The following is a 25,602-nucleotide window of genomic DNA, read 5'->3' on the forward strand; positions in this document are numbered from 1 at the left end:
CAAGGTCTCATTGCGTGAAAGCAGGATCATCACTATCTTCAATTAGGTAAAAAACTTGCGATAACCTTACTAGAAAACGGCACCTTAGCTCAAGCAGCGTTTTCAAGAATTCCCTGGATCTCGGTCAATGAATCAATCACTGCATCAGGATCATAGTTGCGGATATCCTCACCGTGATTATAACCGTAGCTCATACAGACAATCTGGAAGTTGGCCGCCCTGGCCGCTTTTACATCGCTTTGGGAATCTCCCACCATCATTGAAGCTGAAGGATCTATACCCAGATTCTCTGCGGCATGCAGCAAGGGCAATGGGTCGGGCTTTTTCTTTGGCAGGGTATCACCGGCGATAATGATCTCGAAATCATCATGTATTCCCAGATCCTTTAACAGGGGAAGGGTAAATTGAGCCGCCTTGTTGGTCACACATCCCAGTCTGTAGCCCTGGCGTTTCAAATAGTCGAGACCCTCACGAATTCCTGGATAGAGCATCGAACGCTGACTGGTGTTTAGCGCATAGAGTTCCAGAAAAATTGGGTATGCCTCGACAAAGTCCGCTTCATCCGGCTCACCATCCAACTGACCGATCAATGCACGGCGAACCAGTCGCTCCACGCCATTGCCGACCCAGTCGCGAACGCGCTCTTCGCCATGCACGGGTCGGCCGAGCCGTTTCATCATCTCATCAACGCAATAAGCCAGATCGGGCACACTATCAACCAGGGTACCGTCCACATCTATGAGGATCATTTCAGGTTTCTTGATCATGCCAAAATCTCTCTAACAAGCACTTGAATTTCGACTCTGCATGGTGCGGCATTGCCGCACCCACAGATTAACGAATTAAACCTTTGCCATCTCTGCCTTCATCTTGCCGACGATGGTGTCATAACGGTTGGCATCACTCTCTCCAGGAAAACCGAAGATACCTGAACCGGAAACGAATGTGTCTGCCCCTGCCGCCTTTATCTCCGCAATATTGTCGACCTTGACGCCACCATCGATCTCCAGACGAATATCCAGTCCAGAGTCATCGATCAGCTTGCGGCATGCACGAAGTTTGTCCAGGGTCGCTGGAATGAAGCTCTGCCCACCGAAACCCGGGTTGACTGACATCAGCAGGATCATATCGACCTTGTCGAGTACATAGTCCAGGTGACTCAAGGGTGTTGCAGGATTGAAAACCAGGCCGGATTTGCATCCTTCAGAGCGGATCAGCTGCAAGCTGCGATCGATATGTTCAGAGGCTTCAGGATGAAAGGTAATATAGGTTGCCCCCGCTTTGGCGAAATCTGGAATGATTCTATCCACTGGCTTGACCATCATGTGTACATCGATATCAGCGGTAACGCCATGTTTGCGCAGTGCCTCACAGACCAATGGTCCGATGGTCAGGTTGGGCACGTAATGGTTATCCATGACATCAAAATGGACAATCTCGGCGCCTGAAGCGAGAACGTTGTCCACTTCCTCTCCAAGTTTGGCAAAATCCGCAGACAGAATGGAAGGTGCGATCTTATCGGACTGACGAGCCATGTTGTTATCTCCTACTGTGTGATCCCCATGCCTGGCCTGGCTGGAGGCTTGGCGCAAACCCATTTTCACGCCTCGGTTTTCAAAAGGATGGCCACTTTAACTCAAAGCGATGCTATTTTCAGCTATCCCATAAGAGGGGTATTCACACCGAACTACTATTCTATCTGGACGCTGGGTTAATATGTTCGATCGGCCAGGAGTCTCAAGATGCCAAAACATTGCCTATCTATACCGACAAAGTTATCTCTGATACTGCTTGCCATCTTCGCAGCATTCTCAATTCAGGCAGCCAATCTGAGTCTGGAACGGCGTATTTCAGAGGCACTCGATAATCCCAGTCTGTCAGGTAAAGCCGTCTGGCTGGAGGCAAATGAGGGCCGTTTTCTGGCCATCTACGAACCCAGCAGCGCCAAGCTGAGCCTTGGTGGTGCTCTGATTCTGCATGACGCCGGCACCCATGCCGACTGGATAGAGGTCATTCAACCTCTTCGGCAACATCTATCAGAACAGGGCTGGAATACCCTCAGCCTGCAACTGCCTGCTACAGAATCCCGTCCCGATCCTCGTACTACCCAGAGTCTGTTGGAAAAAGCATCCCCCCGCATCCAGGCAGCCATCGACTATTTAGATCCACAACAGCAACCCACACTGGTTCTGGTAGGCCACGGCTTGGGTGCCACCATGGCACTGCACCACGCAGCCAAACAACCCAATCAGCGGATCAAGGCTATCGCCGCAATTGGCCTGAGTATCGACACAGAGGACGAATCAACACCAGCAGCCCAGGCAATCGCACAACTACAGATACCTCTATTGGATCTGTTTGGCAGCCGTGACCTGACAGCCGTCAGGGAGAGTGCGGCAAAACGACGCCAAATCGCTTCTATGAATGGCCGAGAGGATTATCGACAGGAGAAGGTGAATGGTGCCAACCACTTTTTCACAGGATTACAGAGCAGCTTATCGCACCGCATCCATGCCTGGCTGAAGCGATCAACGAGCGACGCCACAGGTGAGCGCTAATCTTCTCTCATCAACTTTTTGATCCGACGCACATAGTGGCGAGTCTCTCCTGGCGCATGGGACTCCACCTGGATCCAGTTTTTTACCTCGCCTTCAGTTTTTTTAGCTTTTCGGTAGGCTCGTAAAACATTGCCATAACCTGCATTGTAACTGGCCAGAGCAAAGGCCAGACGCTCCTCTGTTGGCAAACCTTTTTTCCACTTACGATAGAGCATGCGGTCATAGTAGACCCCTGCTGCGATATTCCAGCGGGGTTCGTCTATGTGGGTAAAGTGGGGGTTGTCCTCCTTGATCTCCGCATAGGTGCCCGGCAGGATCTGCATAATCCCTTTGGCCCCAGCCGGACTCGAGGCACCCGGCCTGAGCCCGGATTCTGCTATCCCCTGCGCCTTGAACCAGTGCCAATCGATATGAGGACCAAAGTAGTGCTTGGTATATTTTCGAAAATAGTCATCGTAACGATCACTCCAGTGATCATCTTTGACATTTTTGAAAGGGCCTGCAACTACCAATCCGGGTAGTAATAGCAGTAACAGAAAACTACGCAAAGGCATAGGGCTGACTAATTCAGACCGAGCCCGATCACCAGGCCCAGGGCTGTGCCTATGCCGACGAATATCCCCATGATCATGATCCCAACTGCAATATTCCCCTTCTGTAACTCATCGGGAATACTGAAATTGACGATATGGCTGAAGACCTTGCAGCCAAACCACATAAAGAAGATCGTCAGCGCCCCGCCAATGATCACGTAGACAAAATTGAGCAGGATGGGGTCTAGGCTATCGGTCATTTCTCCCCTCCCAGGGACTGATTGAGTAACAGAGTAAGACAAACCAATGGTGCTGCAAGATCAGCCCATGGAGCGGGCTTCTTTGATGCGTTCGTAGGCCTTCTTTATCTCATCGGTCTTTTGGGCTGCCATCTTCATCATCTCTTCGGGCAGTCCTTTGGAGACCAGCTTGTCAGGATGGTGCTGGCTCATCAGGCGTCTATAGGCTCGCTTTACCTCTTTATCGGGCGCATCGGCGGAAACATTAAGGATCGCGTAGGCATCCTCCAGTGAGACCCCTTGCGACCTGGGGGGAGGTTGGCTGCCTGTGCCGCCATAGTGGGATTGAGCCTGGACCATGCGCACAAGCCGCCGAAAGGTGAATTCAGGGACATTCAGCAGTTCGCAGATGTGGAGTAGCAGCACCTCCTCTTGCCGGTCCATTTGACCGTCCGCATAGGCTGCCTGGATCTGAATTTCCAGAAACATCTGGATCAGGGTCTGGCGACGATGACACTCCTGGCGAAACTGGATCACCACATCATCCAGAGGAAACTGATCTGATTTACCTTCACTGAACAGATGAATGGCGGTCTGCCGCATCTCACTGGAGAGCGACATTTGGCTCATCAGGTTCTCAGCCAGTCTGATCTCATCCTGAGAGACCCGTCCATCAGCCTTGGCCAGATGTCCTAATACCGAAAAAGTCGCGGTAAAAAAAGCAGTCTGAACCCGCTCCTGATCCCCTGGTCCCCAACTGGCACTATCGCCGGGAAGCGCTTTCAAGCCTTTATCGAAACGATGCCCTAAAGCCGCACCCAACACGGCACCCAATGGGCCGCCGAGCATAAAACCAAATGCACCACCTACCAGTTTTCCCCACCAGCTCAAGGAGTTACCTCACTAAATTAGCATTCGAACCCACCATATGAAATCATCTTCAGACAATCATGCAGGTTGTTTTGATACGCCCACGATCGGGCAATCAGAAAACTATACCTCAGCTTGTACTGGATAATCTATTTGCCGTGTAGATATTGTTCGTCACTGAATGAGTAGACCCAGGCAGGAAAAAACACCACCATCATGGTGATGACCCAGCCATTGATCAATGCCTCAGGGAAAAACATCAATGGAAAAAACGGCATCACCGTGACCTGTAATTCAGCCAGGGTATAGGCTCCGCTCAGCACCAGTAACATCATAGCCAGATAGCCGCTTACGTAGCCAACGAGCCAGGCAGTAAAAAAACCATTACCCAAGACATAGACAAAAAACTGTTTTGGTAACCATGTGCGTAGCAACACCAGAGAGATCTGCGACAGGGTAATTGGCGCCAGTGCAACTGTCAGGAAACTGACCACAAAGCCTTCCCATCCAGATCCAGCGTTCAGAGTCACCGCGAAGAGAGCAAGAGAGGCGATAATAATCGCCATAGACCAGCCAAACATCAGGGTTATGACCGTGACACCGAGCAGATGAAAGGAGAGACCAGCCTGAATCTGGCCACGCATATGCCATAGCACGATCAAAGCCACAACAGCACCAAAAAAGACGTGAAATTGATTTTTTTCTGTAAGTCGACGCCAATAAGCCAGCCGTAAGGCGATCAGAAAACTTGCCACAAACAACCCTGCCATTCCAAGTAGCAGGTTTCCGGAGAATAGATCACCATCCAATTCCATCGATTTTCTTCCTTTCCTCGGCGCAATAATTAGCTATGCTGAGCGCTGATGACAGAACACACCAGATAATATGGGAGAGCCCTATGATTTACCGTTCCCTCGGTGACAGCAATCTCAAAGTCAGTGCCCTCAGTCTGGGTACCATGACCTTTGGCGAACAGAACAGTGAGGCTGAAGCCCATGCTCAGTTAGACCGGGCCATTGACGCCGGTATTAATCTTATCGACACAGCAGAGATGTATCCGGTTCCGCCCAAAGCGAAAACACAGGGCGAAACCGAGCGTCATGTCGGCAATTGGCTTGCCCAACGTGGACGACGGGACCAACTGGTACTCGCCACCAAAGTCGCCGGTCCCGCAGACTGGCTCAACTACCTGAGGGACGGCAATCTGCACCTCGACAGAAGCAACATCGAAGCCGCATTGAACCAGAGTCTGCAACGTCTGCAGACAGATTACATTGACATCTATCAGCTGCACTGGCCGGATCGCAAGACCAACTACTTCGGCCCACTGGGTTATCAACACCCTGAACATGAGGAGGCCACCCCAATCGAAGAGACCCTGGAAGTTTTAGGGGATCTGAAAAAAGCAGGAAAAATCCGCCATATCGGTGTCTCCAATGAGACCCCTTGGGGGCTCATGCGCTACCTGCAGATTGCCAAGCAACACAACCTGCCTAGAGTGGTTTCCATACAGAATCCCTACAGCTTGCTGAATCGCACATTCGAGATCGGCCTGGCGGAAATCGCTCACCGAGAGCGCTGTGGTCTGTTGGCCTACTCACCGATGGCATTCGGTGTCCTCTCTGGTAAATATCTGGGTGGCAGGATGCCAGCCAACGCCCGCCTGACCCTGTTCGACCGTTTTACCCGATACACAAACCCACAAGCTGCTGCTGCAACCGAACAGTATGTTCAGCTGGCCAGAGAGCATGATTTGGATCCGGGACAGATGGCACTTGCCTATGTGACCAGCCGCCCCTTTGTGACCAGCACAATCATCGGTGCCACCACCCAACAACAGTTGGAAAAGAATCTTGCAAGTATCGACACCGTGTTGAATAAGGAGCTATTGGATGGCATTGAAAAGATCCATTTTCAGCATCCAAATCCAAGCCCTTGACCCACCGCAACAACTCACCGGATTCTAGAACGAAAGCATATGATCCAGCTTAAAAATGGGCTACAGTCATGGTCATAAGCTTGTTTTTCCAACCACTATTATTTCTCGTCAAATTGTTATGGATCTACAGGGAGAGATCCAATATCGTCCGCCAACACGAAGACACTGAAAAGTAGAGAAGATCAATCATGAATAGACCTGTAATCCGCATTGGCTCATGGTTTAAAACAGTCAACGGAGACCAATTTGAAGTTGTTGCTCACGACTTGGATGAGGGGGTTATTGAAGTCCAGTTCTATGATGGCACGGTAGAAGAGTATGATCTGGACGACCTTGAGGAACTTGAGGTGAAACCGATAGCGCCACCTGAGGATTGGGCGGGCTCCTACGATCTCAGCAAAGATGATTACGGGGTAGATCTTGATCAGCCTGCCGGTGACAATCATGCCAATCCATTCGATAACCTGGAAGATAAGGATTAGGGCCTGTTTACTCTATTCGAATTGGCCCTAGTTAAACGGACGTCTCTTTTAAGCGTGCCTTTTCTGGTTGCTGATCTGGCTAACAGCGGTTATTGCATCCCTTCTCGCACTGTACGATGGGGTCGCTCCCACGGCATAAGGTGGAAACAGTATAAAGCCACCTCTCGCCTCTTCATTACACCCACTGATTAACCGCTAATATCAACCCTATTGGTGGGGCATGGCCCCACCCTACCCAGTGTGTAAACTTGCATTCGATATCAACTAAGGCTGAGGAAGTGCGGGTGATAGTCGTCCTGCTCCGACATTTAGATATAGCTGCAGGCCGGCTCTTGTTATGGGCGGTACTTTTATTACCTTAGATATCACGCAGTTGAATAGGGAGTGCAGCTTAGGCAAAGTGGATCTAAGCAAGACTTTTGGACGTAACACTTAATAACAAAGCGGGAACAATTCGATTGAACCTGATCTGACGTCACTAAAGTTTGCCAACCCAGGGCCGTTATTAAAAGTAACAGCGGCCCTGATTCAAGTAAGATACAGGAGGTGTAAGATGAAAACAGTCTACGATATGAGTACTGGCCAGATTACTGAAACCGGTCTCGAAGAGGCGTCTGTGCATCAAAACGCACCTAACGCAGAATATGCAACCGAGCTTGAATTGGGTCTGCAGCCCGTAATCTCAGAATCGTCCACGAAGAGAGCTTTACCACCTGAGCTGGTCCTGGCAGACCTAAATGCCTTTCTCGAGAAGATGAGCTAACAGGTTAAGGCAGAGACTTCGTGACTCACAAGCCGGGCCTCAGGCCCGGCTTTTTTCTAGCTGCTGAAATTTCATTGCAGACCTCAAACTGCCACTGTAAATTGTAAAAATACCCTCGCCCTCTACGTAGGGTGGGGCCATGCCCCACCATCCAGGTTATGGAACCGCAAAAATCCAGTTACTTGGATCACTACCAGCAACATCTGCAAACCGGTTCATCCGGTGGTTATCGTTTCAGTTGGAGATGGTGCGGCAGGGCCGCACCCTACCCTCGAGTTTATTCCGCAGCTTTCGTTTTTTGCGCTTACCCCTCGTCTCAAAACGGGACACCAAAGGGTGCTCCAAAAGCCATGTTAAGACGTAGAGTGGGACCATGCCCCACCGTAAACTGTAAAAACAACCTCGCCCTCTGCGTAGGGTGGGGCCATGCCCCACCATCCAGGTTATGGAACCGCAAAAAACCCAGTTACTTGGATCACTACCAGCAACATCTGTAAACCGGTTCATCCGGTGGTTATCGTTTCAGTTGGAGATGGTGCGGCAGGGCCGCACCCTACCCTTGAATTTATTCCGGAGTTTTTTTACTGCGCCTCTGTATCGAATTACCTGAACTTTTTCAGGCTACCCCAGTTCAATCAAAACCTGTCCGCTATCTATCCTTGCAGGTATCGATTGAAGTGCATCACCAGCGCAGGGACCTCGCAGACAAATACCGTCTTCAATACGAAACAGGGCACCATGGGTTGCGCACTGAATGTAGTTATTGCTCAAATCAAGAAACTGGTCGGGTTGCCACTCAAGATTAATCCCAGTATGTGGACAATGATTGCGGTAGGCATAGACCCGGGATGCTTTACGTACCACAAGGATTTCCAGAACCTCGTTATTAAACTCAATGGTAAAACCTCGGCTCCCTGGGTCACTGAACCCATCTAAATCACAAATCACTTGCCACGATGACATGCTATTTCTCTGCTGCTTCTGGGCCAGGCCTGAAACCTCCTGAAGCTTTCACAAGTTGCCCTATAGCCCTTCTCTACCACACTTCTCTCCCGCAGCCTGAATCGCATACCTCAGCGCCTCCATCGGATCATCCCAATGATAGAGCCCGTGTATCAAACCGGCATTGAAGACATCACCAGCCCCTAGAGTATCTATTACCTTCGGCGGCTTGAAGGCTGGCAAAAACCGGGCACTGTTATTACCAGTGTGAAACCAGCCACCCTCCTCCCCCCAGGCAAGAAAACAGAGCGACCGAGTAGTAAAGGAGGCTATATAATCAAACAGCTTTTGTGCACTGTCCAAACCCTTTGCGAGTGCATAGGCTCTAGAAACCATAACCACATCGGCATAGCTCAAACACTGTTCCAAATCATCCCGTGGCTTTTCAAGTTCAATTGAAACACGAGCATCCGTTCCCAGCTCTCTTACTCGCTTTAGCATCGCCAGCGTAGCCTGAGGGTTGCGCCCTTCAAAATGGAGCCAATCAAAAGCGCTTAATTCAACTTTGGAGAAGTGACTTTCGTTATACTCAGGAAGATTTCGATAGTGAACTATGGTACGGGATCCCGTTGCCTGACTGGAAATAATGTAGGAGGTTGGGGTTACACTGCCAGTCTCTACAGAGGCCCAGCGGGTATCTATAGCGGAAGCAATCAGCGCTTCCTTAATGAACTTACTCTGCTCATCATCTGCCAGCATACCGGCCCAACTACAGCGGTGCCCAAGGCGACTCAAGACAGTGAGTGTGTTACAGGCGTTCCCGCCTCGTCGAAGCTGTTGTGCTGTGGCTCGTATCTCTTGATCTTCTTCTGGAAAAACATCTACCCGATTGACGATATCCAGGGTTGCGACACCAATTGCCAGAATATGCATCGGAGATCGTTAACGGGTAGCGGGACTATTTACGGCGGAACAGGCGGCCCAGGGAGTTACGCTTGGGATCAGAAGGATCAGTTGGATCTCTGGAGTCCATTTCAGTCATCTGTGATCCTGGGTCACTGACTGGTGTAGTGCCGGCATCCAAACCACCTGTCTTTCTGAGTAAAAGTTCCAGCTTACGTTTAAGTTGATCCACTTCCTTATCTCTATCTTCGATAGAGTCCTCCAAAGCGCGACATTGGCTTTGGGATAGTCGTAACAGATGATCCTTCTCTGACAAAGACTGCTGCATGGAGAACATCTCCTGACGGCTGGCCTGTAATGCAGCCACCTCATCCACATCGCGACTGCTGGAAGTTGAGACTTTGGATTTCGCACGCCTTACCTCTTCCCGCATATGTTCGAGATCATCTGCCGCTTGCCTGCGCACCATATCCAACTCGGAACGCAATGCATTCACTTGCTCATCAACACCAAACGATTGCACATCCTGTATCTGCTCAACGTAGGTCTCGATGACACTGCGTAACTCACCCACTTCACGGCGCATACGTGAGGCTTCAGCACTGGCCTCATCCCGCTCAGTTTCAAGATTGTCGGCCTTGATGCGCAACTCCTCCATCTGAACCAGAAGGTCGTCGGCCATACTGGAATCCGACATCTGATCACGCATACCGCTCATCTCAGAGTTGAGATGATCATTCTCGTTAGCCATGTCCGCATACTGTGAGCGCATCTCTGTCAGCTGTTTCGCATATTGATCCCGCTCTTGAGCCAGACGCTCCTTCTCATCGTTCAACGTCTCCAGATCTTCACCGAGCATCTCGATGGCGGTTTCCTGCACTTCACGCTCACGTCTCAGCACATCAGCCTGACGAGCCATTTTTTCGCTCTTTTCGCGCTTTTTCCGCTCGCTCTCCAGGGCGACTCGAAGTACATTCACCTCGCTCTCAACATCGTCTGTAAGTTGACTCTCCATCTCCATCTGCACTTCACGCAGACCTTCAACTTCCCGCTTCAGGCTGACGATCTTCTCTTCAGCCTGGGTTAATGCCTGTTGCTTTGTTTGCAGTTCATCGCTGGCCTGGGCCTGTTGCAAAGATTCGTTGGCACTCTCCAGCTCTGACTGTATGGCCGCCTGCTGCTGTCGACTATCCTGCAACTCCTTGACCAACTCCCGCTCCCGTTGTTGCATTTCGGTCACGGCTTGCTGGGTCGATTCCTTTTTCTCTGCAAGTTGCTTTTGCAGATCAGTCAGTGAGGCTTGCAGTACCTCAACCTGCTGTTCTGAGTCTTGAGCGCTCTGCAACTGCTGCTGCAGGCTCTCCTCAGTCTGTTGCTGTGTTTCCCGCTCCTCATCGTATCGCTGCTGAAGCTGCTCCATCTCACTTCGCACACTATTCAGCTGCTGCTCCAACTCCTCTCTTGAGCTAGCCAGAGCATTACGGTTGAGCTCTATCTCTGCCATTGCGGCATTGACTGACTGGGTCATCTCTTTTTCTGTTGCCAAGTCAGTTTGCAGGCTTTCGATAACGGACTCTTTATCGGACAACAGACTTTCATGGTTCTGCTTCGCCTGCTCCAGCTCTGACCTGGTCTCATTCAACTGCTGCTGTAACGCCGCCTTATCTGACGCTAAAGATTCACGGCCTGCCTCAATCTCTGCCAGCGAGAGATTAATAGAGTTGGTACTCTCTTTTTCAGCGGCTAATTCGCTTTGCAGTGCCTCAATGGCAGCGTATTGATCTGATAACTGAGATTCATGATCCTGTTTGAGCTGATCCAGCTCTGATCTGACTTCGCTTAATTGCTGTTCCTGTGTCCCTTTATCACTCTGCAACTGCTCCTGCTCAGCCAGTAACTGCTGATGAGTCTGGTTGAGTTGCTCGAGAGATTGTTTCGCTGTTTCCAGCTCGCCATAGACACGACTGCTATCTTGCTGTTTTTCATTCAGCTCGTTCTGAAGCGTATCAATACGCTCTTGCAAATCAGCCTGTAACGCTGCGAGCTGTTGCTCAGCCTGATCCTTTTGCTGGACCATCTCCTGCAACACTGATTCCCTCGACGCCAGGGTCTCTTCAATAGACTGCTTTGTCTGTTCAACATCGGTGAGTTGCAGAGTTGCGGCTTGCACAGCCTGCTCAGCTGTTTCCAAAGACTGCTTTAAGAATTGTGAAGTCTGGTGTTCCTGTTCAAGACGCGCTTCCGATTCAACCCGCCTCTCTTTCTGTTTGCGAGTTGCCTCCTGGGCCTCTTGTAATTTATCCCTCAGCCTGACCAACTCTTCATCGCTGTCAAAGTGAACCTCTTCCAGCGCATTCTCTAGCTGCTGTTCACGCTCCAGCGCATTTTCCTTTTCCAGATTCAAAGCAGCAATCTGTTGCTGTAACTCGTTGATCTCTTCTGAGGTGTTATCCTGCTGGGCCTGCAACTCTTCCAGCGTCTTATTCAGACCGGCCTCAGCCTGTTCCAATGCACTTTGACGCTCTGCCAGCTGTTCATCCAGTTGGCTCTTCTCACTCTGCAGCTGATCTTTCTCAGCATGGGCCTGTTCTAAATCAACCTGAAGTAGTTGCATGGCATCAGCATGAGCTGCTTCGGCCTCTTGAATTCTACTACGCAGCGCCTCCAGCTCACCCACCAGGCCCTGTCTCTCTTCCTCAAGACTATCGATCTGCTGCTGCAGAACAGACGCCCTTGTCTGCTCCTGCTCAAACTGATCTTTCCACTCATCCCTCTCCTGCTCCATGGCAACCTGAGCGGAGCTCATAGCAGCCAACTGCTGCTCTAAATCCTGCTTGAGCTGCTGTAACCCGGAAACCTCATCACTGGCTTGCTCTGCAGTCTGTTTGGCGTTCTCAGAGAGGGTTTCTATTTGTGCAGTAAGTTCATCTACAGTCTGTTGATTGATCGCCTGTTGCTGCTGCAGCTCTTGCTGAGCCTGCGTCAGGGCCTGCTGTGCCTCTTCGAACTGCTTCTGATAGTCTGCTTCTGCCTCAGCAGCACTCTGCTGCTGCTGGCGTAATTCATCTTCAGCTTGAGCCAGGGATTTTTCTATCTCTTCGAATTGCTGCTGATGCTGCGACTCTGACTCTGTGCTCTGCTCTTTTTGCTGCTCTAGTTCTGATTGAGCTTGAGCAAGAAACTGCTGAACTTCTTCAAGCTGTTGCTGATACTCGGACTCGGAGTCAGCGGCGCGATCCCGTTGCTGTAGTAACTCATCCTGAGCCTGAGTGAGGGCTTGCTGAATCTCTTCAAGTTGCTGCTGATACTGAGATTCCGTCTTGGCAACATGATCTTGTTGCTCTTGCAACTTACCAGTCAATCCCTCCTGCTCTTGACGAAACTGGGTTAAATCACTGTGGGCCTGCTGGTGGGACTGCTTCAGCTCATCATGGGCCTGGCTCAGGCTGTTTATAGCTTCTGAGAGCTCCTCATTACGGGCTTCTGACTCTTTTAAAGACTGAATCAGATCATCACGTTCTTTCGATAAACGCTCTAAATCGTCCGCAAGCTGCTGCTGCCGACTCTCGGTCTCCTGCTGCGCTTTCTGTAGCTCATCCCGCTCCCGGGTAATCGCGGCCAAACCATCTTCAGCCTGCTGGTGATAGCTCTCAGCCTCACCCTTGAAAGCAGCTATTTCAGCCAGTAGCTGCTCACTTTTATCTCTCTCTTCCTGGCTGCTTTCCTGAGCATTCTCAAGTTCGAACTGTAACTCTGTTATCTGCTCTTTGAGACGTCCCTCACTCTCTTCATGGCGGCCATGAATCTGCTCCAGCTGCTTGTGCAGCTCATCGCTATGCACTCTGACATCATTGGCATGCTGTTTTGCACTGTCCATCTCCTGCTGGCTCGTCTCCAGACGAGACTCCAGTTCCTTGATGCGCTGCTGCAGTGCCTGCTGATCAGCCTCACTGCCCTCTTGCTCGGCCAATCTGGATTCCGCTTTCTCCAAGCTGTCACGAAGCTGCTCCACATCCTGCTGCAGCCCTGCTGCTGAGTGAGCCTCTTCTTCGCCGCTTTGGATCCGGCTTTTTGCAGCAGTAAGCGCTTGGCGTAACAGTTTTATTTCAGTTTGTCTCTGCTCCAGTTCCTGCTGAAAATGTTTACGGGTCTCATCGAGCTCCTTCTTCATGCGATTCAATGCGGCGATATGTTCCTCAGCAGACTCGGCAGCGTTTGCACCATCATCTGAATCACGATTGAAATCTATGACATTGTTGACCAGAAGCTCGCTCTCATGAGCCTTCAGGCCGACCTCTTCTGCCAGCTCAGTCCAGTTGGCAGCGACAACGAACACCTCTGCGCCGCGCTCAGTAAGGAGATAGGCCGCAGTAGCTGACTGACCAACTTCCTCACCATATACGACGTACGGACGATCCAGGGTAAGACTCGATGCCTGAAAGCGAAGTGAGAAAAAAGGTAGATTGATTGCCCCGGGAAGGTGCCCCTCTTCATACTCTTCAGGGGCACGAACATCCAGCCAAAGGGCTCCATTTACGACATAATCGGCCGCTTCGCTGTAGTCCAGTGCTCGTGAGAGAGGCTGTTTGACCAGCTCGATGAAATCCTGCTTATTCAGTCGCACCAAGATCCCGTCAGTATCCATCACCACAGAACTGCCCCGGGGCTTGTCTGAAATCAGCGCCTCTTCACCAAAGCCCTTGCCTGCCTTAAGTCTGGCCAACTCCACTGGAGCATGGCTCTTCTCTGGCTGCCGGGAGACTACACACTCCCCTCGACTGATCAGATAGAAATAATCCCCATCATCACCTTGATTGATGATGACATCGCCGGCACTGACATGAACCTCTTCCATACGCATCATTACACGCTGGAGATTTGCAGGAGGAATTTGTTGAAAAACAGGGGATTGCAGCAATAGACTCATCCAGTCGCCACTGCTTGGCTGATCGATGCTATTCACTTCATAGCTGGCACTATGGCTACGTGCCAGCATATCACTCAGCATACGGCTGTCGATCCGGACATAGTTTACCGCTGTCCTGGCCTGGGCAGAGTGTTTGCGAGGCAGCTGATGAGCCAGAGCAAAACGCGCTGTTGGCGTACCGCTGCTGATTAAATCCATCTCTTTCTGCCCGGACAATAGCGCTACAGTACCTGACAGGAGGTATACATTCTGGTGATCTGTATCACCTTCACGGAATAGATAATCACCCTTCTTAGCCTTTTCCACCACAATTTGGCTAAGTAGATGACCTAGCTGTTCCTCTGAAAGTGTATTCAGTGGTACCAGGTTTTTTAGAAGAACATCGTCGCTTTTACTATTAGGCACGGCCATTCTTTTTGCGCTCAGGAATTTTGATCCTAGTTCATGAGGGGTTGCTTCGCTCCTCTATGTAACGGCACTCTGAATAAAAAGCTGAATGGGAATCTACCTCCTCCATTCATAAAAATTGAACACGTTTGCATTTTTACCCAGAGCCGGGAAACCATAGCTATCCTGCTGGTTTATTGCAACGATACATATCAAAGGGTAAGTATAAAACCTTATGAAATCATTAAAAGGTGTTATTGCGGCCGGACATACTGAAACAGCAGAGGCCGCAACAGAGATATTAAGGGCTGGAGGCAATGCATTTGATGCCGCTATCGCAGCGATGTTGACGGCTTGCGTTGCAGAACCAGTACTGGCTTCCCTTGGAGGAGGAGGATTTCTCACCGCCTGTGCAAAAGACCAGTCTCCGCAACTATTTGATTTTTTTACCCATACGCCCAAACAGAAGAGACCCGCAGAGGATCTGGATTTCTATCCAATCGAAGCCGATTTCGGCACTGCCAGCCAAACCTTTCATATCGGCCTGGGATCGGTCGCTACCCCAGGTTTCATTCGTGGCCTGTTTTCAATCCACAAACACCACTGCCAACTCCCTTTATCAGAGCTTTTCAAGCCAGCCATAGAACGGGCAAAAAATGGGGTAGCTATCAACCAATTCCAGGATCTGATAGCAACTATCGTAGCCCCCATTCTTCGTGCCACGCCAGGATCCATGGCGTTAAATAGTTCTCCCGCTGATCAAACACGCCTGATATCCGAAGGGGAGTGCCACAAACAACCTCAACTTGCCGACTTCCTTGACGCACTGCAACATGAAGGAGAGAGACTCTTTTACAATGGAGAGGCGGGCCAGAGCCTGATCAAAGCGTGCCAACATCAGGGTGGACATCTACGCCAAGAAGATCTTTCTGATTATCAGGTAGTGGTGCGAAAACCATTACATTACACCTATCGGGATGCGCAACTTTATACAAATCCACTACCTTCAGTCGGCGGTACGCTGATCGCTTTCGCATTGGGATTGATCGCAAACCATACAAAACAGACAGCATCCATGAGCCAAGGATCAGCACTACGCCTGCTTGCCAGAACCATGCAATTTACACAGCAGGTGCGTCAGGAAAATAGACTGACTATGGCTCAAATTCTTAATCCGGATATAGCCGAGGCATATCAGCGCAAAATGATAGAAGGTGGTCTCTCCACGCGGGGGACGACCCAGATCAGCATTGCTGACGCCGAAGGCAACCTGGCCAGCATGACCCTTTCCAATGGTGAAGGGTGTGGATATATCATCCCCAATACCGGCATCATGATGAACAATATGCTGGGAGAGGAAGATCTCAATCCAGGAGGATTTCATCAATGGCCCGAGGACAGACGCCTCGCCTCAATGATGTCACCAACTCTGATCATGTCCAAAAATGGCGATGCCCTGGTAACCGGATCAGGTGGCTCCAACCGAATTCGCAGCGCAGTTTTACAGGTAATCCTCAACCAACTTGACCACCGTATGGCCCTTGCAGAGGCCGTTTCCAATCCCCGTATTCATTTTGAAAACGACTTGTTGAGCATTGAACCGGGATTCGACAAAGCACTATGTCATGACCTATTGGATGAATTTCAACATCAACAACATTGGAAACAGAAAAACCTCTTTTTTGGTGGTGCACATAGCGTTATGTTGGATCACAAGGGTAATTTGATTGGCGCTGGAGATGAACGACGTGGTGGCGTCAGTCGCATGGTTTACCAGTATTAACCCGGCGACTAAGTATGTCGTCTTCAGGGTTTCACACATAACAGCTCACCAGCAATCCTGAATAACCTCAACAACCCGGTATTCTTACTGCCCCAACATGTCACGCTTCAACGATTTGGTGACGGGCTCACTGCCAATCCATATCTTCAGTAGTCCCTGAAAAAAGTCATCCCCTGGGATAGTTGCCTTCTCATCGCCCTTTATTCTGACTCTTGTTCCCCGACCAGGAAAAAAGTCCAACTCTACCAAATCACCTTTATATAAGGTCTCAAACAGACTGTTAAAATGCTCAAGCCGCTCTCCCAGCTGATTCATCTCCTGTTGTGAATGGTTAGCTTTAAAGCCATCGCTCCACCCTTGAATGAGTTTTTCACGCTCAACTTCAGAATAGAGCATTCTCATCTCCACTCTTGCCGAGCCACTGTTTTTTACTATTACTGACGACTGATCACTCTTCTGTTCTAAATAGAGCGCTGCAATATAGATATCAAAGAAAAACTTCTCCCTGACACCTGCCCCATTCAGCACGAGTTGAACACTATCCCCCTCTCGTTGAATCGATTCAGGCAGGGAAATACCGGCAACCTCTTTTGCAAAACCTTGAGACAAGTTAATCAACAGCAAAAAGCTCAATACAATTCGTTTCATACAATCCTCCAAAAAAACTCAACTGTTTATAAAAATGGCCGATAGGGTGCTAACTCCATAACAGGAAAAAGCAAAACAGCCAGCCTATGGTCAGCTAAAACCCTGTATCTGCAAATCAGTTGTGCTTTCGCAGCAGATACAAAAACTATCAAATAGACGATATACACGAGCCATTTCTGCTTACAAAAGAAGACTATTGAACAGTTAATGACATACGTCATATACCGAACATGCAGAATAGAGTAGTAATCTCACACCTAAAATATGCAACGCAAACCCAAGCCAAACAACTACGCTTTATACATGCTTTACAGGAAGGAGAAATATACTTTTATGTAAAAAGCCAGTATAAAACTGCCGATTCATGTTTAACTATCGAAAAACTGTGTTATTTTTAACACACACCCCTGTCACTTTTCAGAAGGAGCAAACCCTATGGTTGCAAAGAAAGCCGCGAAAAAAACTGCGAAAAAAACCGCTAAGAAGAAAGTTACTGCTAAAAAAGTAGCAGCAGCACCACGCCTGAAGGCGATCCAAGACAAGCAGACTAAAACACAAATTCTTAGTGCAATCTCTGAAGAAACTGATCTTTCCCGGAAAGACGTTGCCGCAGTTTTCGCCTCATTGAACTCTCTTGTTACCCGCCATATGCAGCGCAGAGGCTCAGGCGAATTCACCATCCCCGATACTGGAATCAAGGTTCGTCGCGTTGTGAAGCCAAGAACCAAAGCCCGCATGGGACGCAATCCTGCAACTGGTGAAACCATCAAAATCGCTGCTAAGCCAGCAAAAACAGTTGTAAAACTCACTGCACTTAAAGCATTGAAAGATAAGATCGGTTAGCACCATATGCTGCCGTTGCAACTCTGTAACGGCAGTATTCACTACCTTAAATTTCCAACTCTTCCCGCCGACCAGAGATATTAATCAAAGACTGCTCCCTTACTTTCATATCGGGAACAGACCTAATCCGGTAGAGAAATCTCCAACTCATCACCCTGCTGCGATAGCTTGAGATGCTTTAAAAAACTCATACCAAGCAGAACTTCCCGTTCAGGCATGTTGGGCAATATTGATGCCTTCACATTTCGCATTGTGATCGGACCCAACTGCAAACTATCGATCTTGGTCAGCCAACTTCGAACCACACCATTCGCTGTACGACTTTGACTTGGTGCACCAGGACGAAGACCTGCCTCTTCAGCCAGTTTTGACGACACCGCTACCAAAGTGGCGCCTGTATCGAGCAGATAGATGACATCGACACCGTTGATCTTTCCGGGGGCTACATAGTGCCCGGCCCGGTTGCGCTTAAGCACGACAGTTGATGAATCTTCAAGACCAGAGGTGACCATCAGTTGTCGATTGGGGTTGTTCTGATGCTCGATCCATTGGGAAAATAGCACAGTAAGCAGCACCAGTAGCGACACCCATGCTGCAACAATCATCCATCGACCAAATTTCTGCTGATCACTCATAAATTTAAAGCTCTGGGTGGGAATATCTATCTTTGGCCTACAGGTTGATAGCAAGAGCAGACTCTGACTGTTTCAAACCAAACTGCCTATTACCACTATTCATTGAATTCCACAGACGCTGGAAATAAGCCAGATAGAGGATGATTGAGTTACTTCAACTGCTTTAAATAGTGTAGCGGGCTGAAATGACAAAGAGATCCAGCCCGCTGTTTATTCCAGCTAATCTCTACTGACGGTACCTTCTATTGGGTGCCTTTGAACGCATTTGGTTCATGAAATATTGGCGATAGAAGGCCAGCGCACTGTTACCATTGGCTGCCACATCAAACACCTTCCAACCCGATTCACTGCGATAGAATCGAAAATCGATATTTGCTGGATACCCTCCTGCCTGCAGAATACCCACACGTACTTTCACTTCATTAGGACCTGCAGGTCTTGGGCGATAGAAACGGACATCCTGATTGCTGTAGCTGCCCAGCCTTTTTGCCAGAGTACTCAGCAGCATCTCTTTAACCTTAAATCCAAGCTCGGCTTTCTGCTGATCATTCATATGCCGCTTCATCGGCCCTGCTGCCCAATCTGCCATATAGTCAAAATCGAAGTATGGCGCTATCTCAGATTGCAGAAATGCAGCAACCATTTGAGGGTCACGCTGGTCTGATTTACGAAGAAATTTAAGCAGCTTGGTTATCCCCTCGCGTAAAACCACGCCGGGCCCAGCCTCTTGTTGCACTGGCTTCATGGCGCCAGGGTAGGGCTGTCCATAGCCGTAGTTTGGTACTGCATATGCACTGCCTGATAGCAACAGCGTCAATGCAGCAAAACTAGTCAAGGTTCTATTCATATAATCCTCCGGTGGTAGTGTGAGATCATCTATGTGATCTTTAGGCAGGTTGCCTAGCCAAATTGTCAAAATCAAGCTTTTTTAAGTCGATCCCATGGATCGGAAACTAGCGGTTAATCCGTGACTCTGTATGAACTATAGGTTCCCTTGATAGCCTTCCAGCTCAAGCAACAGACCCAGCGAATGAACCTGAATAGTATCTATAAAAACTATCAGGTTGTTATTTTTTTATAGATATCAGCTACTTTGAGAGGCAATCTTTCCACCTCATCAATCACTGTATAGTTTGCCGCACCATACATATGTGGTAGATAATCCTGCCCCTGTTCATCAATCGTGATACAGAAGGCGTGTATCCCCTGCCGTCGAGCTTCGAGCAGCGACTGCCGGGTGTCCTCAATACCATATTGGCTTCGATAGTCGTCGTGGTAGTCATCCGGTTTACCATCAGACAGGGTGATTAGCAGCTTGGTTCTCGCCTCGATTTCTGACAAACGGTAGCTAAGATGCCTAATTGCAGCACCCATTCGCGTGTAATCTCCTGCTTTAATACCACTAATTCTGGCCTTAACTTCATCATCATAAGATTGATCGAAGGTTTTAACTGGAAATACTTCACACCGTTTGCGACTCATCCCGGTAAAGCCGTAGATCGCATAACGGTCACCCAATGTTTCCAATGATTCAGCCAATAAAACCAAAGCCTCACGTTCCGCCTGATTCACCCAACCCTGGGTAGAACCGGACATATCAACCATAAACATAACCGCGATATTGCGCTCCTGACGATGCATACGAGTGAAGAGCCTGTCGCTCATCTCCAATCCCATATGTCGGTCAGCCCAGGTCTCCACGAAAGCATCGATATCAACGCCATCACCATAGACTTGCCGCTTCAGCAGATGATCCTCATCCCTCATCGCCTCAAATGCTTTACGAAGACTACTTAACAGACGCTGGTACTTTCGCCTGACCTGATCGACAAAACCATCATATTTTTCTTCGACTGGCATCTCTCTGACAACACACCAGGATTTACGGTAATGTTTTCTACGATAATCCCATTCGTTATAGAGAAAAGCGCCATCCTCATGGTAGGTACCGCTCCACACATCCTCTGCACTTAACCGCTTTTCCCCCAAGTCTCGATAGTCATACTCACCTGCACCAGCGGGCACCAGATAGTCATTAGGGATATCTCCCAAGTCCTGAATAATCGAGGAGATGACCCCTTTGACATCTTCAGGAACAGGCATTGATTTACCGTTCATCAACAGCTCGATATGAATCTCTTCATCCAGCTTTTGACTCTCCTCCTTATTTATGGAAAATCTCGGCCGGGTCTCAGGCTGATCATCCTGATGCTGCTTCATCTCATCAGCAATTGCCTTCAGTGACACCCTGAACTGTGCCTTTTCACGCTTCAACCGCTTGATTAAAGCTGCCTGTAGCAGTTGAGGTTTTAAAACCCCATGAAAGAGACTCGCTTTTGGAATTGATTTTCCAAGACACTTTACAGCCAATCTCAGGGTGTCATCGGCGCAGGACTCTTTTTCGCGAAGTGGTGCTGTAAATTCTTGCCACTCCATTGAGGGAGATTCACTCTCGAGCAAGGTTTGCAAACGACTTAAATCACGATATAAACCGGGGAGCTCTCTCGATAGACAGGCGTTCAAGCGCTCCACTTCGAGTCGATGAAAACAGCGCAGCAAACTATCTGATGCCGGATGGTTGATCAACTCATCAAGCAGATCATTCTGAATAGTTCCAAATCTTGTTTGTGCCCAATGAAAAGCAACTGCCGCCTTATAGAGGAGAAAATTATCTCTTTTGGTCGGCAGGTGTGCCATAACTGCAGGAAGGTAGATCACCTCTCCATCTGTGAAGAGTTGATCATTGAGTTCAAGTTTTAACTTTCGACCACTAAGACCATGCACAAAAGGCAAGAGTATAGCGACCTCCTCTTCAAACAGTGCAGCTGAAGCTCGCTCTCGTCCCTGTTGCACAAAAAGATCCATTTGCTGAATGACTTTTAAGGCAGAATGCAGACCAGAACGATCATAGATATCCATCGCTCTCAACACCCATGCCTCAATCATGACCTCGTCCATTAGTTCCAAGGCACGCTGTCCCTGGTCAGCGAATTGGTAGGCGATCTCGATATTTGTGCTGACGATACGCCTGGTCCAGTCGAGAATAAATGTCTGTTGCACTGATTCCAGCTCAACCAGTTTCATAGCGATTTTTTCTGTATTGCGAAAACTGAATTCAACCTCGAAATAGTCATCGAGAAGAGCGACAATCTTTTCAAATGAGAGCTTGCTCTTCATCTCAAAACAGAGACGCACTCAGTTCATTTACCGCCGCCAGCATATCGGGGTCATCGGTCAATGCCTGAGCAATACAGGTACGGCAGGCAATCACTGGCGCCACACCACTTGCTATCAATTTTGCTGCATGTACCAGTAGGCGGGTCGATGCGCCTTCATCCAGTCCACTCCCTTTGAGGTTTCGAGTCATATGCGCAAACTTCACTAATCTGGCTGCGATATCTGCGTCAATACCAGACTCCTTTACAACTATTTTTTGCTCCAAAGTGACTTCCGGATAGTCAAATTCAAGCGCGACAAATCGTTGTCTTGTACTCTGTTTCAAATCCTTCAACACACTCTGGTATCCAGGATTGAATGAGATGGCGAGACAAAACTCCGCTGGTGCTTCCAACAATTCACCGACCTTCTCCATTGGCAGTACACGCCTGTCATCAGCAAGAGGATGTATCACAACCGTAGTATCTTTTCTTGCCTCCACCACCTCATCGAGATAACAGATACCCCCGGATCGAACAGCCACAGCCAGTGGTCCATCCACCCAGACGGTCTCACTCTCTTTAACTAAAAAACGTCCCACCAGATCGGACGCTGTCAGATCGTCATGACAGGAAACTGTAATTAATGGCCGTTTCAGCCGCCATGCCATATGCTCCATAAAACGTGTTTTACCGCAACCGGTTGGCCCTTTCAGCAACACCGGTAAATTGTTTTTATATGCGGCATCAAACACCTCTATCTCATCATTGACCGGCTCATAATAGGGTTCATGCTGAAAAATATGAGCTTCTGGCTTAAGAATTCTTGCCTTCAAAATTACCCTCTCAAAACTTTGTGCCACTGCAAATATCAGCTGACGTTAGTTATCTATTTACCGAGTACAGGATTTACAGGCCGTACAGTTCAGGCCTAAAAATCAGATCATCCCGGATGATTTTTTATGCCGATGAGCTTGTAGGCAAATCGATCGACCAAACACAAACTGTCCGATTTTTAGTTTTCAAAGCCTTATGATTAACCGCGCAGTGACCACAACGCAACCCAAAAAAACCTCGACACCATAAGGGTTAAATGCCATTAAAATCCTAAAAAACGTTAATTTATAGGCAAATTTTACCTGCGTATCGACTCAGATCCCTAAACTACATAGTAATTCACTACATTAAGCAGTTATTCCGTTTATACTCTCAACATAACCCATGGCAGCAGGCCTCAAGCTATTAAAAGAGACGTGATAGTATCTAGCCTTGGCCGTTGAGTTACTAAAATAGTAGTAGCTTGAGAGAGTGCTGTTTCAGGGAAGGGATTAGTAACTCCTCTCATAGAATTGCGAAAATAGAGACGCATGCACAGCAGAGGCCGACAATACGGTAGCCGCGAAATCATCAGAAGCAATGTACCAGGGAACGTTAATGCCAGGACAACTCCGGATCCTAATAATAGAGGGATCGGAAAATATATATGGGCTAGTATGCCAAACGCTTCGCCGTAAAGACCTCAATGTTTTGACCAGACGCATCGATGATCGTGATGCACTGCTCAGTGCATTGGATCAGAGTGCGTGGGATCTCATTCTTTCCAATACCGACAGCTCCGGCTTAAATCCCACTGACGCACTCAAACTGCTGAGAGACCGTCAGCTCGATATTCCCTTCATACTTGTCTCCGACAGCATTGGCGAAGAAAAGGTGGTTTCACTGCTCAAGGCCGGTGCCAGTGACTACATCAATCTAAATAATCTATCCCGACTTCTCCCTGCCGTTGATCGGGAGCTGAAAGAGGCTGCGGTACGCAGGGAGGCGAAAAAAACCAAACTGGCGCTACGACGCAGCGAAAATCGCTACCGTCAATTGGTAGACCACTCCCCGACTCCAATTTTGCTTCTACAAAACGACAAAATTGTGTTTCTCAATGAAGCAGCAATGCAGACCTTGGCAGTCTCCCTGAAAAGACCGCTGATCAACAAACCGGCAAATGACCTGTTTGCCAACAGCTCATCAAGCCTTCTTGACACTCCTGCTCTGAAGTCGCCATCGGAACAGAGCGACAGACCTCTTCAGACCCTGTTTAGACGAGCAGATGGCGATGCCATTCAAGTCGAGGTATTTGTTAGCCTGGTCGATCATGAAGGCGCACCCGCAACTCAACTGGTATTTACCGATATCACCAATCGAAAGGAATCAGATGCCAAACTGAAGCAGGCGGCACAAATCATTGAGCATACGATGGAAGGTGTGCTGATAACTGATGATCACGGAAAAATAGAATCGGTCAATCCCGCATTCTCCGAAATCACCGGTTATTCAAAATCTGAGATTATGCAGAAGCATCCGCAACTATTAATCTCGGATAAACATAGCGCGGAATTTTTAAGTGAACTATGGGAGCATGTGAACGATACCGGATCCTGGCGCGGCGAGCTTTGGAATCAACGTAAAAATGGCGAAGTCTATCCAGTCTGGATGACCATCAGCTGTGTGCGCGATGAACAGGGGGAAGCGCAACACTACCTCATGGTCTTCTCCGATATCACCAGCCTGAAACAGACTCAGAGTCAGCTGGAGCATCTGGCTCACCATGACTCATTGACCAACCTTCCGAATCGACTGCTTTTCGAAGACAGACTGGAACACGCACTGGCCCAGGCGAAACGTCAGAAGAGACAGCTCGCTGTACTGTTTCTCGATCTCGATAGATTCAAGAACATCAATGACAGTCTTGGACACGCTATGGGCGACGAACTGCTCAAAGAGGTTGCTAAGCGACTGCAAAATATCCTACGGGACGACGATACAGCAGCTCGGTTGGGTGGTGATGAATTCACGGTACTGGTCGAGAATATCGATGACCCCAGCCAAGCGGCAGTGGTCGCCTCTAAGATTCAGGATGAATTTAAACATCCATTCAAAATTGCCAATCGCGAGCTGCATGTAACTTCCAGCATTGGAATCAGTATCTTCCCTGAAGATGGCAAGGATGTGGCCAATCTGACCAAGAATGCAGATGCAGCCATGTACCAGGCCAAGGAACAGGGCCGCAACAATTATCGCTACTACACCTCTGAACTGACCCGCAGTGCCTTTGAGAGACTACTGCTGGAGACCGAACTGCGTAGCGCCCTCAAAGATGATCAGTTACTCCTCTACTATCAACCGCAGATATCCTTGAAGAATGGCGAAATGACAGGCGCAGAAGCCCTGCTGCGCTGGCACCACCCACGCTTGGGCATAATTCCTCCTGCACGTTTTATCCCCCTTGCCGAGGAATCAGGGCTGATTCACGAAATCGGTAACTGGGTTCTGAGTGAGGCCTGCGAGCAGACCAGATACTTATATAAACAGGGGCTGTTCCAGGGTCGAATGGCAGTCAACCTGTCGGTACGCCAGATTATGCAGACCGACCTGATCCTGCGCTTCGAACAGATCATCGCCGAATCAGGCTGTCCCCCGAACATGCTTCAACTAGAAGTGACCGAGGGTATCTTTATGGGACAGATGAAACACTCCGTTCCTGTGCTCGATGTATTCAAAAAACTGGGGGTCTCGATCGCCATAGATGACTTCGGCACCGGTTACTCCTCACTCTCCTATCTGAAGCAGTTACCGATAGACAAGCTCAAGATAGACCGCTCGTTCATACGTGACATGCCACACGACAGTGATGCCGTGGCGATCACACAGGCGATTGTCTCACTCGGCAAAAACCTCGGCTTGAGGATTACCGCCGAGGGCATTGAGACCATGGCTCAGCAATCACTGCTGCAAAAAATGGGATGCCAGGAGGGCCAGGGCTATCTCTATAGCCCCCCAGTACCTGCCGAAGTGTTCGAACAGATGCTGATGGAAGGTAGGAGAACATTCCACCACCACTTCTCAAATTACGGCAGTTAAGCTGCTCAAAACCTTAGCCAATAACCAACCAAAACAGTTCAGTACTTGGATGCCAAAACTCGCTCACCAGAGCTAATCCCCTA

The 25,602-nt window shown here is 49.1% G+C and carries 21 protein-coding genes; 7 read left to right on the plus strand and 14 right to left on the minus strand.

What is annotated here, in order from left to right:
- Nucleotides 1–89 precede the first annotated feature (89 nt).
- Nucleotides 90–767, minus strand: coding sequence for a phosphoglycolate phosphatase (locus AC4IFB_RS03135; RefSeq protein ID WP_490779364.1), 678 nt, complete (start codon nucleotides 765–767; stop codon nucleotides 90–92).
- A gap of 75 nt (nucleotides 768–842) precedes the next feature.
- Nucleotides 843–1,535 (minus strand): ribulose-phosphate 3-epimerase, encoded by a 693-nt coding sequence (rpe, locus tag AC4IFB_RS03140; RefSeq protein ID WP_490775512.1) that lies wholly within the window; start codon nucleotides 1,533–1,535, stop codon nucleotides 843–845.
- Between the two features lie 207 nt (nucleotides 1,536–1,742).
- Between rpe and AC4IFB_RS03145 the strand changes: the two genes are divergently transcribed.
- Nucleotides 1,743–2,558 (plus strand): alpha/beta fold hydrolase, encoded by an 816-nt coding sequence (locus AC4IFB_RS03145; RefSeq protein WP_490775511.1) that lies wholly within the window; start codon nucleotides 1,743–1,745, stop codon nucleotides 2,556–2,558.
- On the opposite strand, the gene AC4IFB_RS03150 is transcribed toward AC4IFB_RS03145, so the two are convergent.
- The 4 genes from AC4IFB_RS03150 to AC4IFB_RS03165 all read right to left on the minus strand — a co-directional run bounded on the left by AC4IFB_RS03150 (nucleotide 2,555) and on the right by AC4IFB_RS03165 (nucleotide 5,015).
- Complete coding sequence (locus AC4IFB_RS03150) at nucleotides 2,555–3,112, minus strand: transglycosylase SLT domain-containing protein (protein WP_490775510.1); 558 nt, start codon at nucleotides 3,110–3,112, stop codon at nucleotides 2,555–2,557. The genes AC4IFB_RS03145 and AC4IFB_RS03150 overlap by 4 nt on opposite strands.
- 8 nt (nucleotides 3,113–3,120) lie before the next feature.
- On the minus strand, nucleotides 3,121–3,351 hold the full coding sequence (locus tag AC4IFB_RS03155; protein WP_490775509.1) for a DUF350 domain-containing protein: 231 nt from the start codon (nucleotides 3,349–3,351) through the stop codon (nucleotides 3,121–3,123).
- A 60-nt stretch (nucleotides 3,352–3,411) separates the two neighbouring features.
- Nucleotides 3,412–4,221 carry a co-chaperone DjlA gene (djlA, locus tag AC4IFB_RS03160; protein ID WP_490775508.1) on the minus strand — a complete coding sequence of 270 codons (810 nt, stop codon included), beginning with the start codon at nucleotides 4,219–4,221 and terminating at the stop codon, nucleotides 3,412–3,414.
- A 128-nt stretch (nucleotides 4,222–4,349) separates the two neighbouring features.
- Nucleotides 4,350–5,015 carry an energy-coupling factor ABC transporter permease gene (locus AC4IFB_RS03165; RefSeq protein WP_490775507.1) on the minus strand — a complete coding sequence of 222 codons (666 nt, stop codon included), beginning with the start codon at nucleotides 5,013–5,015 and terminating at the stop codon, nucleotides 4,350–4,352.
- Between the two features lie 83 nt (nucleotides 5,016–5,098).
- Here AC4IFB_RS03165 and AC4IFB_RS03170 point away from each other — a divergent pair, with 83 nt between their 5' ends.
- The 3 genes from AC4IFB_RS03170 to AC4IFB_RS03180 all read left to right on the plus strand — a co-directional run bounded on the left by AC4IFB_RS03170 (nucleotide 5,099) and on the right by AC4IFB_RS03180 (nucleotide 7,384).
- Nucleotides 5,099–6,139 carry an NADP(H)-dependent aldo-keto reductase gene (locus tag AC4IFB_RS03170; protein ID WP_490775506.1) on the plus strand — a complete coding sequence of 347 codons (1,041 nt, stop codon included), beginning with the start codon at nucleotides 5,099–5,101 and terminating at the stop codon, nucleotides 6,137–6,139.
- Nucleotides 6,140–6,327: 188 nt separating this feature from the next.
- Entirely contained in the window at nucleotides 6,328–6,621 is a 294-nt protein-coding gene (locus tag AC4IFB_RS03175; protein WP_490775505.1) for a DUF6763 family protein, read from the plus strand.
- A gap of 553 nt (nucleotides 6,622–7,174) precedes the next feature.
- Nucleotides 7,175–7,384, plus strand: coding sequence for a hypothetical protein (locus tag AC4IFB_RS03180; protein WP_490779365.1), 210 nt, complete (start codon nucleotides 7,175–7,177; stop codon nucleotides 7,382–7,384).
- A gap of 621 nt (nucleotides 7,385–8,005) precedes the next feature.
- Here AC4IFB_RS03180 and AC4IFB_RS03185 read toward each other — a convergent pair.
- From AC4IFB_RS03185 to AC4IFB_RS03195, 3 genes are read right to left on the minus strand one after another with little or no spacing between them, the layout of a single operon-like run.
- Nucleotides 8,006–8,347 (minus strand): Rieske (2Fe-2S) protein, encoded by a 342-nt coding sequence (locus tag AC4IFB_RS03185; protein WP_490775503.1) that lies wholly within the window; start codon nucleotides 8,345–8,347, stop codon nucleotides 8,006–8,008.
- A 60-nt stretch (nucleotides 8,348–8,407) separates the two neighbouring features.
- Nucleotides 8,408–9,259, minus strand: a complete 852-nt coding sequence (locus AC4IFB_RS03190) for a PfkB family carbohydrate kinase (protein WP_490779366.1) — start codon at nucleotides 9,257–9,259, stop codon at nucleotides 8,408–8,410.
- A 25-nt stretch (nucleotides 9,260–9,284) separates the two neighbouring features.
- Nucleotides 9,285–14,561, minus strand: coding sequence for a cyclic nucleotide-binding domain-containing protein (locus AC4IFB_RS03195; protein ID WP_490779367.1), 5,277 nt, complete (start codon nucleotides 14,559–14,561; stop codon nucleotides 9,285–9,287).
- Nucleotides 14,562–14,778: 217 nt separating this feature from the next.
- Here AC4IFB_RS03195 and AC4IFB_RS03200 point away from each other — a divergent pair, with 217 nt between their 5' ends.
- Entirely contained in the window at nucleotides 14,779–16,326 is a 1,548-nt protein-coding gene (locus AC4IFB_RS03200) for a gamma-glutamyltransferase family protein (RefSeq protein WP_490779368.1), read from the plus strand.
- Between the two features lie 84 nt (nucleotides 16,327–16,410).
- Here AC4IFB_RS03200 and AC4IFB_RS03205 read toward each other — a convergent pair whose 3' ends face one another.
- On the minus strand, nucleotides 16,411–16,974 hold the full coding sequence (locus tag AC4IFB_RS03205; RefSeq protein ID WP_490779369.1) for a chalcone isomerase family protein: 564 nt from the start codon (nucleotides 16,972–16,974) through the stop codon (nucleotides 16,411–16,413).
- A gap of 435 nt (nucleotides 16,975–17,409) precedes the next feature.
- Between AC4IFB_RS03205 and AC4IFB_RS03210 the strand changes: the two genes are divergently transcribed.
- Nucleotides 17,410–17,817, plus strand: coding sequence for an HU family DNA-binding protein (locus AC4IFB_RS03210; protein ID WP_490775498.1), 408 nt, complete (start codon nucleotides 17,410–17,412; stop codon nucleotides 17,815–17,817).
- 122 nt (nucleotides 17,818–17,939) lie between these two features.
- Here the strand turns inward: AC4IFB_RS03210 and AC4IFB_RS03215 are convergent, their stop codons facing one another.
- From AC4IFB_RS03215 to AC4IFB_RS03230, 4 genes are all read right to left on the minus strand, one after another.
- Nucleotides 17,940–18,452 carry a retropepsin-like aspartic protease family protein gene (locus AC4IFB_RS03215; RefSeq protein WP_490775497.1) on the minus strand — a complete coding sequence of 171 codons (513 nt, stop codon included), beginning with the start codon at nucleotides 18,450–18,452 and terminating at the stop codon, nucleotides 17,940–17,942.
- 226 nt (nucleotides 18,453–18,678) lie between these two features.
- Entirely contained in the window at nucleotides 18,679–19,299 is a 621-nt protein-coding gene (locus tag AC4IFB_RS03220; RefSeq protein ID WP_490779370.1) for an MlaC/ttg2D family ABC transporter substrate-binding protein, read from the minus strand.
- Between the two features lie 212 nt (nucleotides 19,300–19,511).
- Nucleotides 19,512–21,647 (minus strand): nitric oxide reductase activation protein NorD, encoded by a 2,136-nt coding sequence (locus AC4IFB_RS03225; RefSeq protein ID WP_490779371.1) that lies wholly within the window; start codon nucleotides 21,645–21,647, stop codon nucleotides 19,512–19,514.
- Nucleotides 21,631–22,443: a CbbQ/NirQ/NorQ/GpvN family protein gene (locus AC4IFB_RS03230; protein WP_490779372.1), complete on the minus strand. Its 813-nt coding sequence runs from the start codon at nucleotides 22,441–22,443 to the stop codon at nucleotides 21,631–21,633. Before AC4IFB_RS03230 ends, AC4IFB_RS03225 begins: the two co-directional genes overlap by 17 nt.
- Nucleotides 22,444–23,134: 691 nt before the next feature.
- Between AC4IFB_RS03230 and AC4IFB_RS03235 the strand changes: the two genes are divergently transcribed.
- Nucleotides 23,135–25,519 (plus strand): sensor domain-containing protein, encoded by a 2,385-nt coding sequence (locus AC4IFB_RS03235; RefSeq protein ID WP_490779373.1) that lies wholly within the window; start codon nucleotides 23,135–23,137, stop codon nucleotides 25,517–25,519.
- The last annotated feature ends 83 nt before the right edge of the window (nucleotides 25,520–25,602 follow it).

The organism is Candidatus Thiodiazotropha sp. AKIB8 (assembly GCF_058244675.1).

Bases quoted from the DNA above. Each gene is read 5' to 3' on its own strand.
- AC4IFB_RS03135 (WP_490779364.1), bottom strand. From the start codon at position 767: ATGATCAAGAAACCTGAAATGATCCTCATAGATGTGGACGGTACCCTG.
- rpe (WP_490775512.1), bottom strand. From the start codon at position 1,535: ATGGCTCGTCAGTCCGATAAGATCGCACCTTCCATTCTGTCTGCGGAT.
- AC4IFB_RS03145 (WP_490775511.1), top strand. From the start codon at position 1,743: ATGCCAAAACATTGCCTATCTATACCGACAAAGTTATCTCTGATACTG.
- AC4IFB_RS03150 (WP_490775510.1), bottom strand. From the start codon at position 3,112: ATGCCTTTGCGTAGTTTTCTGTTACTGCTATTACTACCCGGATTGGTA.
- AC4IFB_RS03155 (WP_490775509.1), bottom strand. From the start codon at position 3,351: ATGACCGATAGCCTAGACCCCATCCTGCTCAATTTTGTCTACGTGATC.
- AC4IFB_RS03165 (WP_490775507.1), bottom strand. From the start codon at position 5,015: ATGGAATTGGATGGTGATCTATTCTCCGGAAACCTGCTACTTGGAATG.
- AC4IFB_RS03170 (WP_490775506.1), top strand. From the start codon at position 5,099: ATGATTTACCGTTCCCTCGGTGACAGCAATCTCAAAGTCAGTGCCCTC.
- AC4IFB_RS03175 (WP_490775505.1), top strand. From the start codon at position 6,328: ATGAATAGACCTGTAATCCGCATTGGCTCATGGTTTAAAACAGTCAAC.
- AC4IFB_RS03180 (WP_490779365.1), top strand. From the start codon at position 7,175: ATGAAAACAGTCTACGATATGAGTACTGGCCAGATTACTGAAACCGGT.
- AC4IFB_RS03185 (WP_490775503.1), bottom strand. From the start codon at position 8,347: ATGTCATCGTGGCAAGTGATTTGTGATTTAGATGGGTTCAGTGACCCA.
- AC4IFB_RS03190 (WP_490779366.1), bottom strand. From the start codon at position 9,259: ATGCATATTCTGGCAATTGGTGTCGCAACCCTGGATATCGTCAATCGG.
- AC4IFB_RS03200 (WP_490779368.1), top strand. From the start codon at position 14,779: ATGAAATCATTAAAAGGTGTTATTGCGGCCGGACATACTGAAACAGCA.
- AC4IFB_RS03205 (WP_490779369.1), bottom strand. From the start codon at position 16,974: ATGAAACGAATTGTATTGAGCTTTTTGCTGTTGATTAACTTGTCTCAA.
- AC4IFB_RS03210 (WP_490775498.1), top strand. From the start codon at position 17,410: ATGGTTGCAAAGAAAGCCGCGAAAAAAACTGCGAAAAAAACCGCTAAG.
- AC4IFB_RS03215 (WP_490775497.1), bottom strand. From the start codon at position 18,452: ATGAGTGATCAGCAGAAATTTGGTCGATGGATGATTGTTGCAGCATGG.
- AC4IFB_RS03220 (WP_490779370.1), bottom strand. From the start codon at position 19,299: ATGAATAGAACCTTGACTAGTTTTGCTGCATTGACGCTGTTGCTATCA.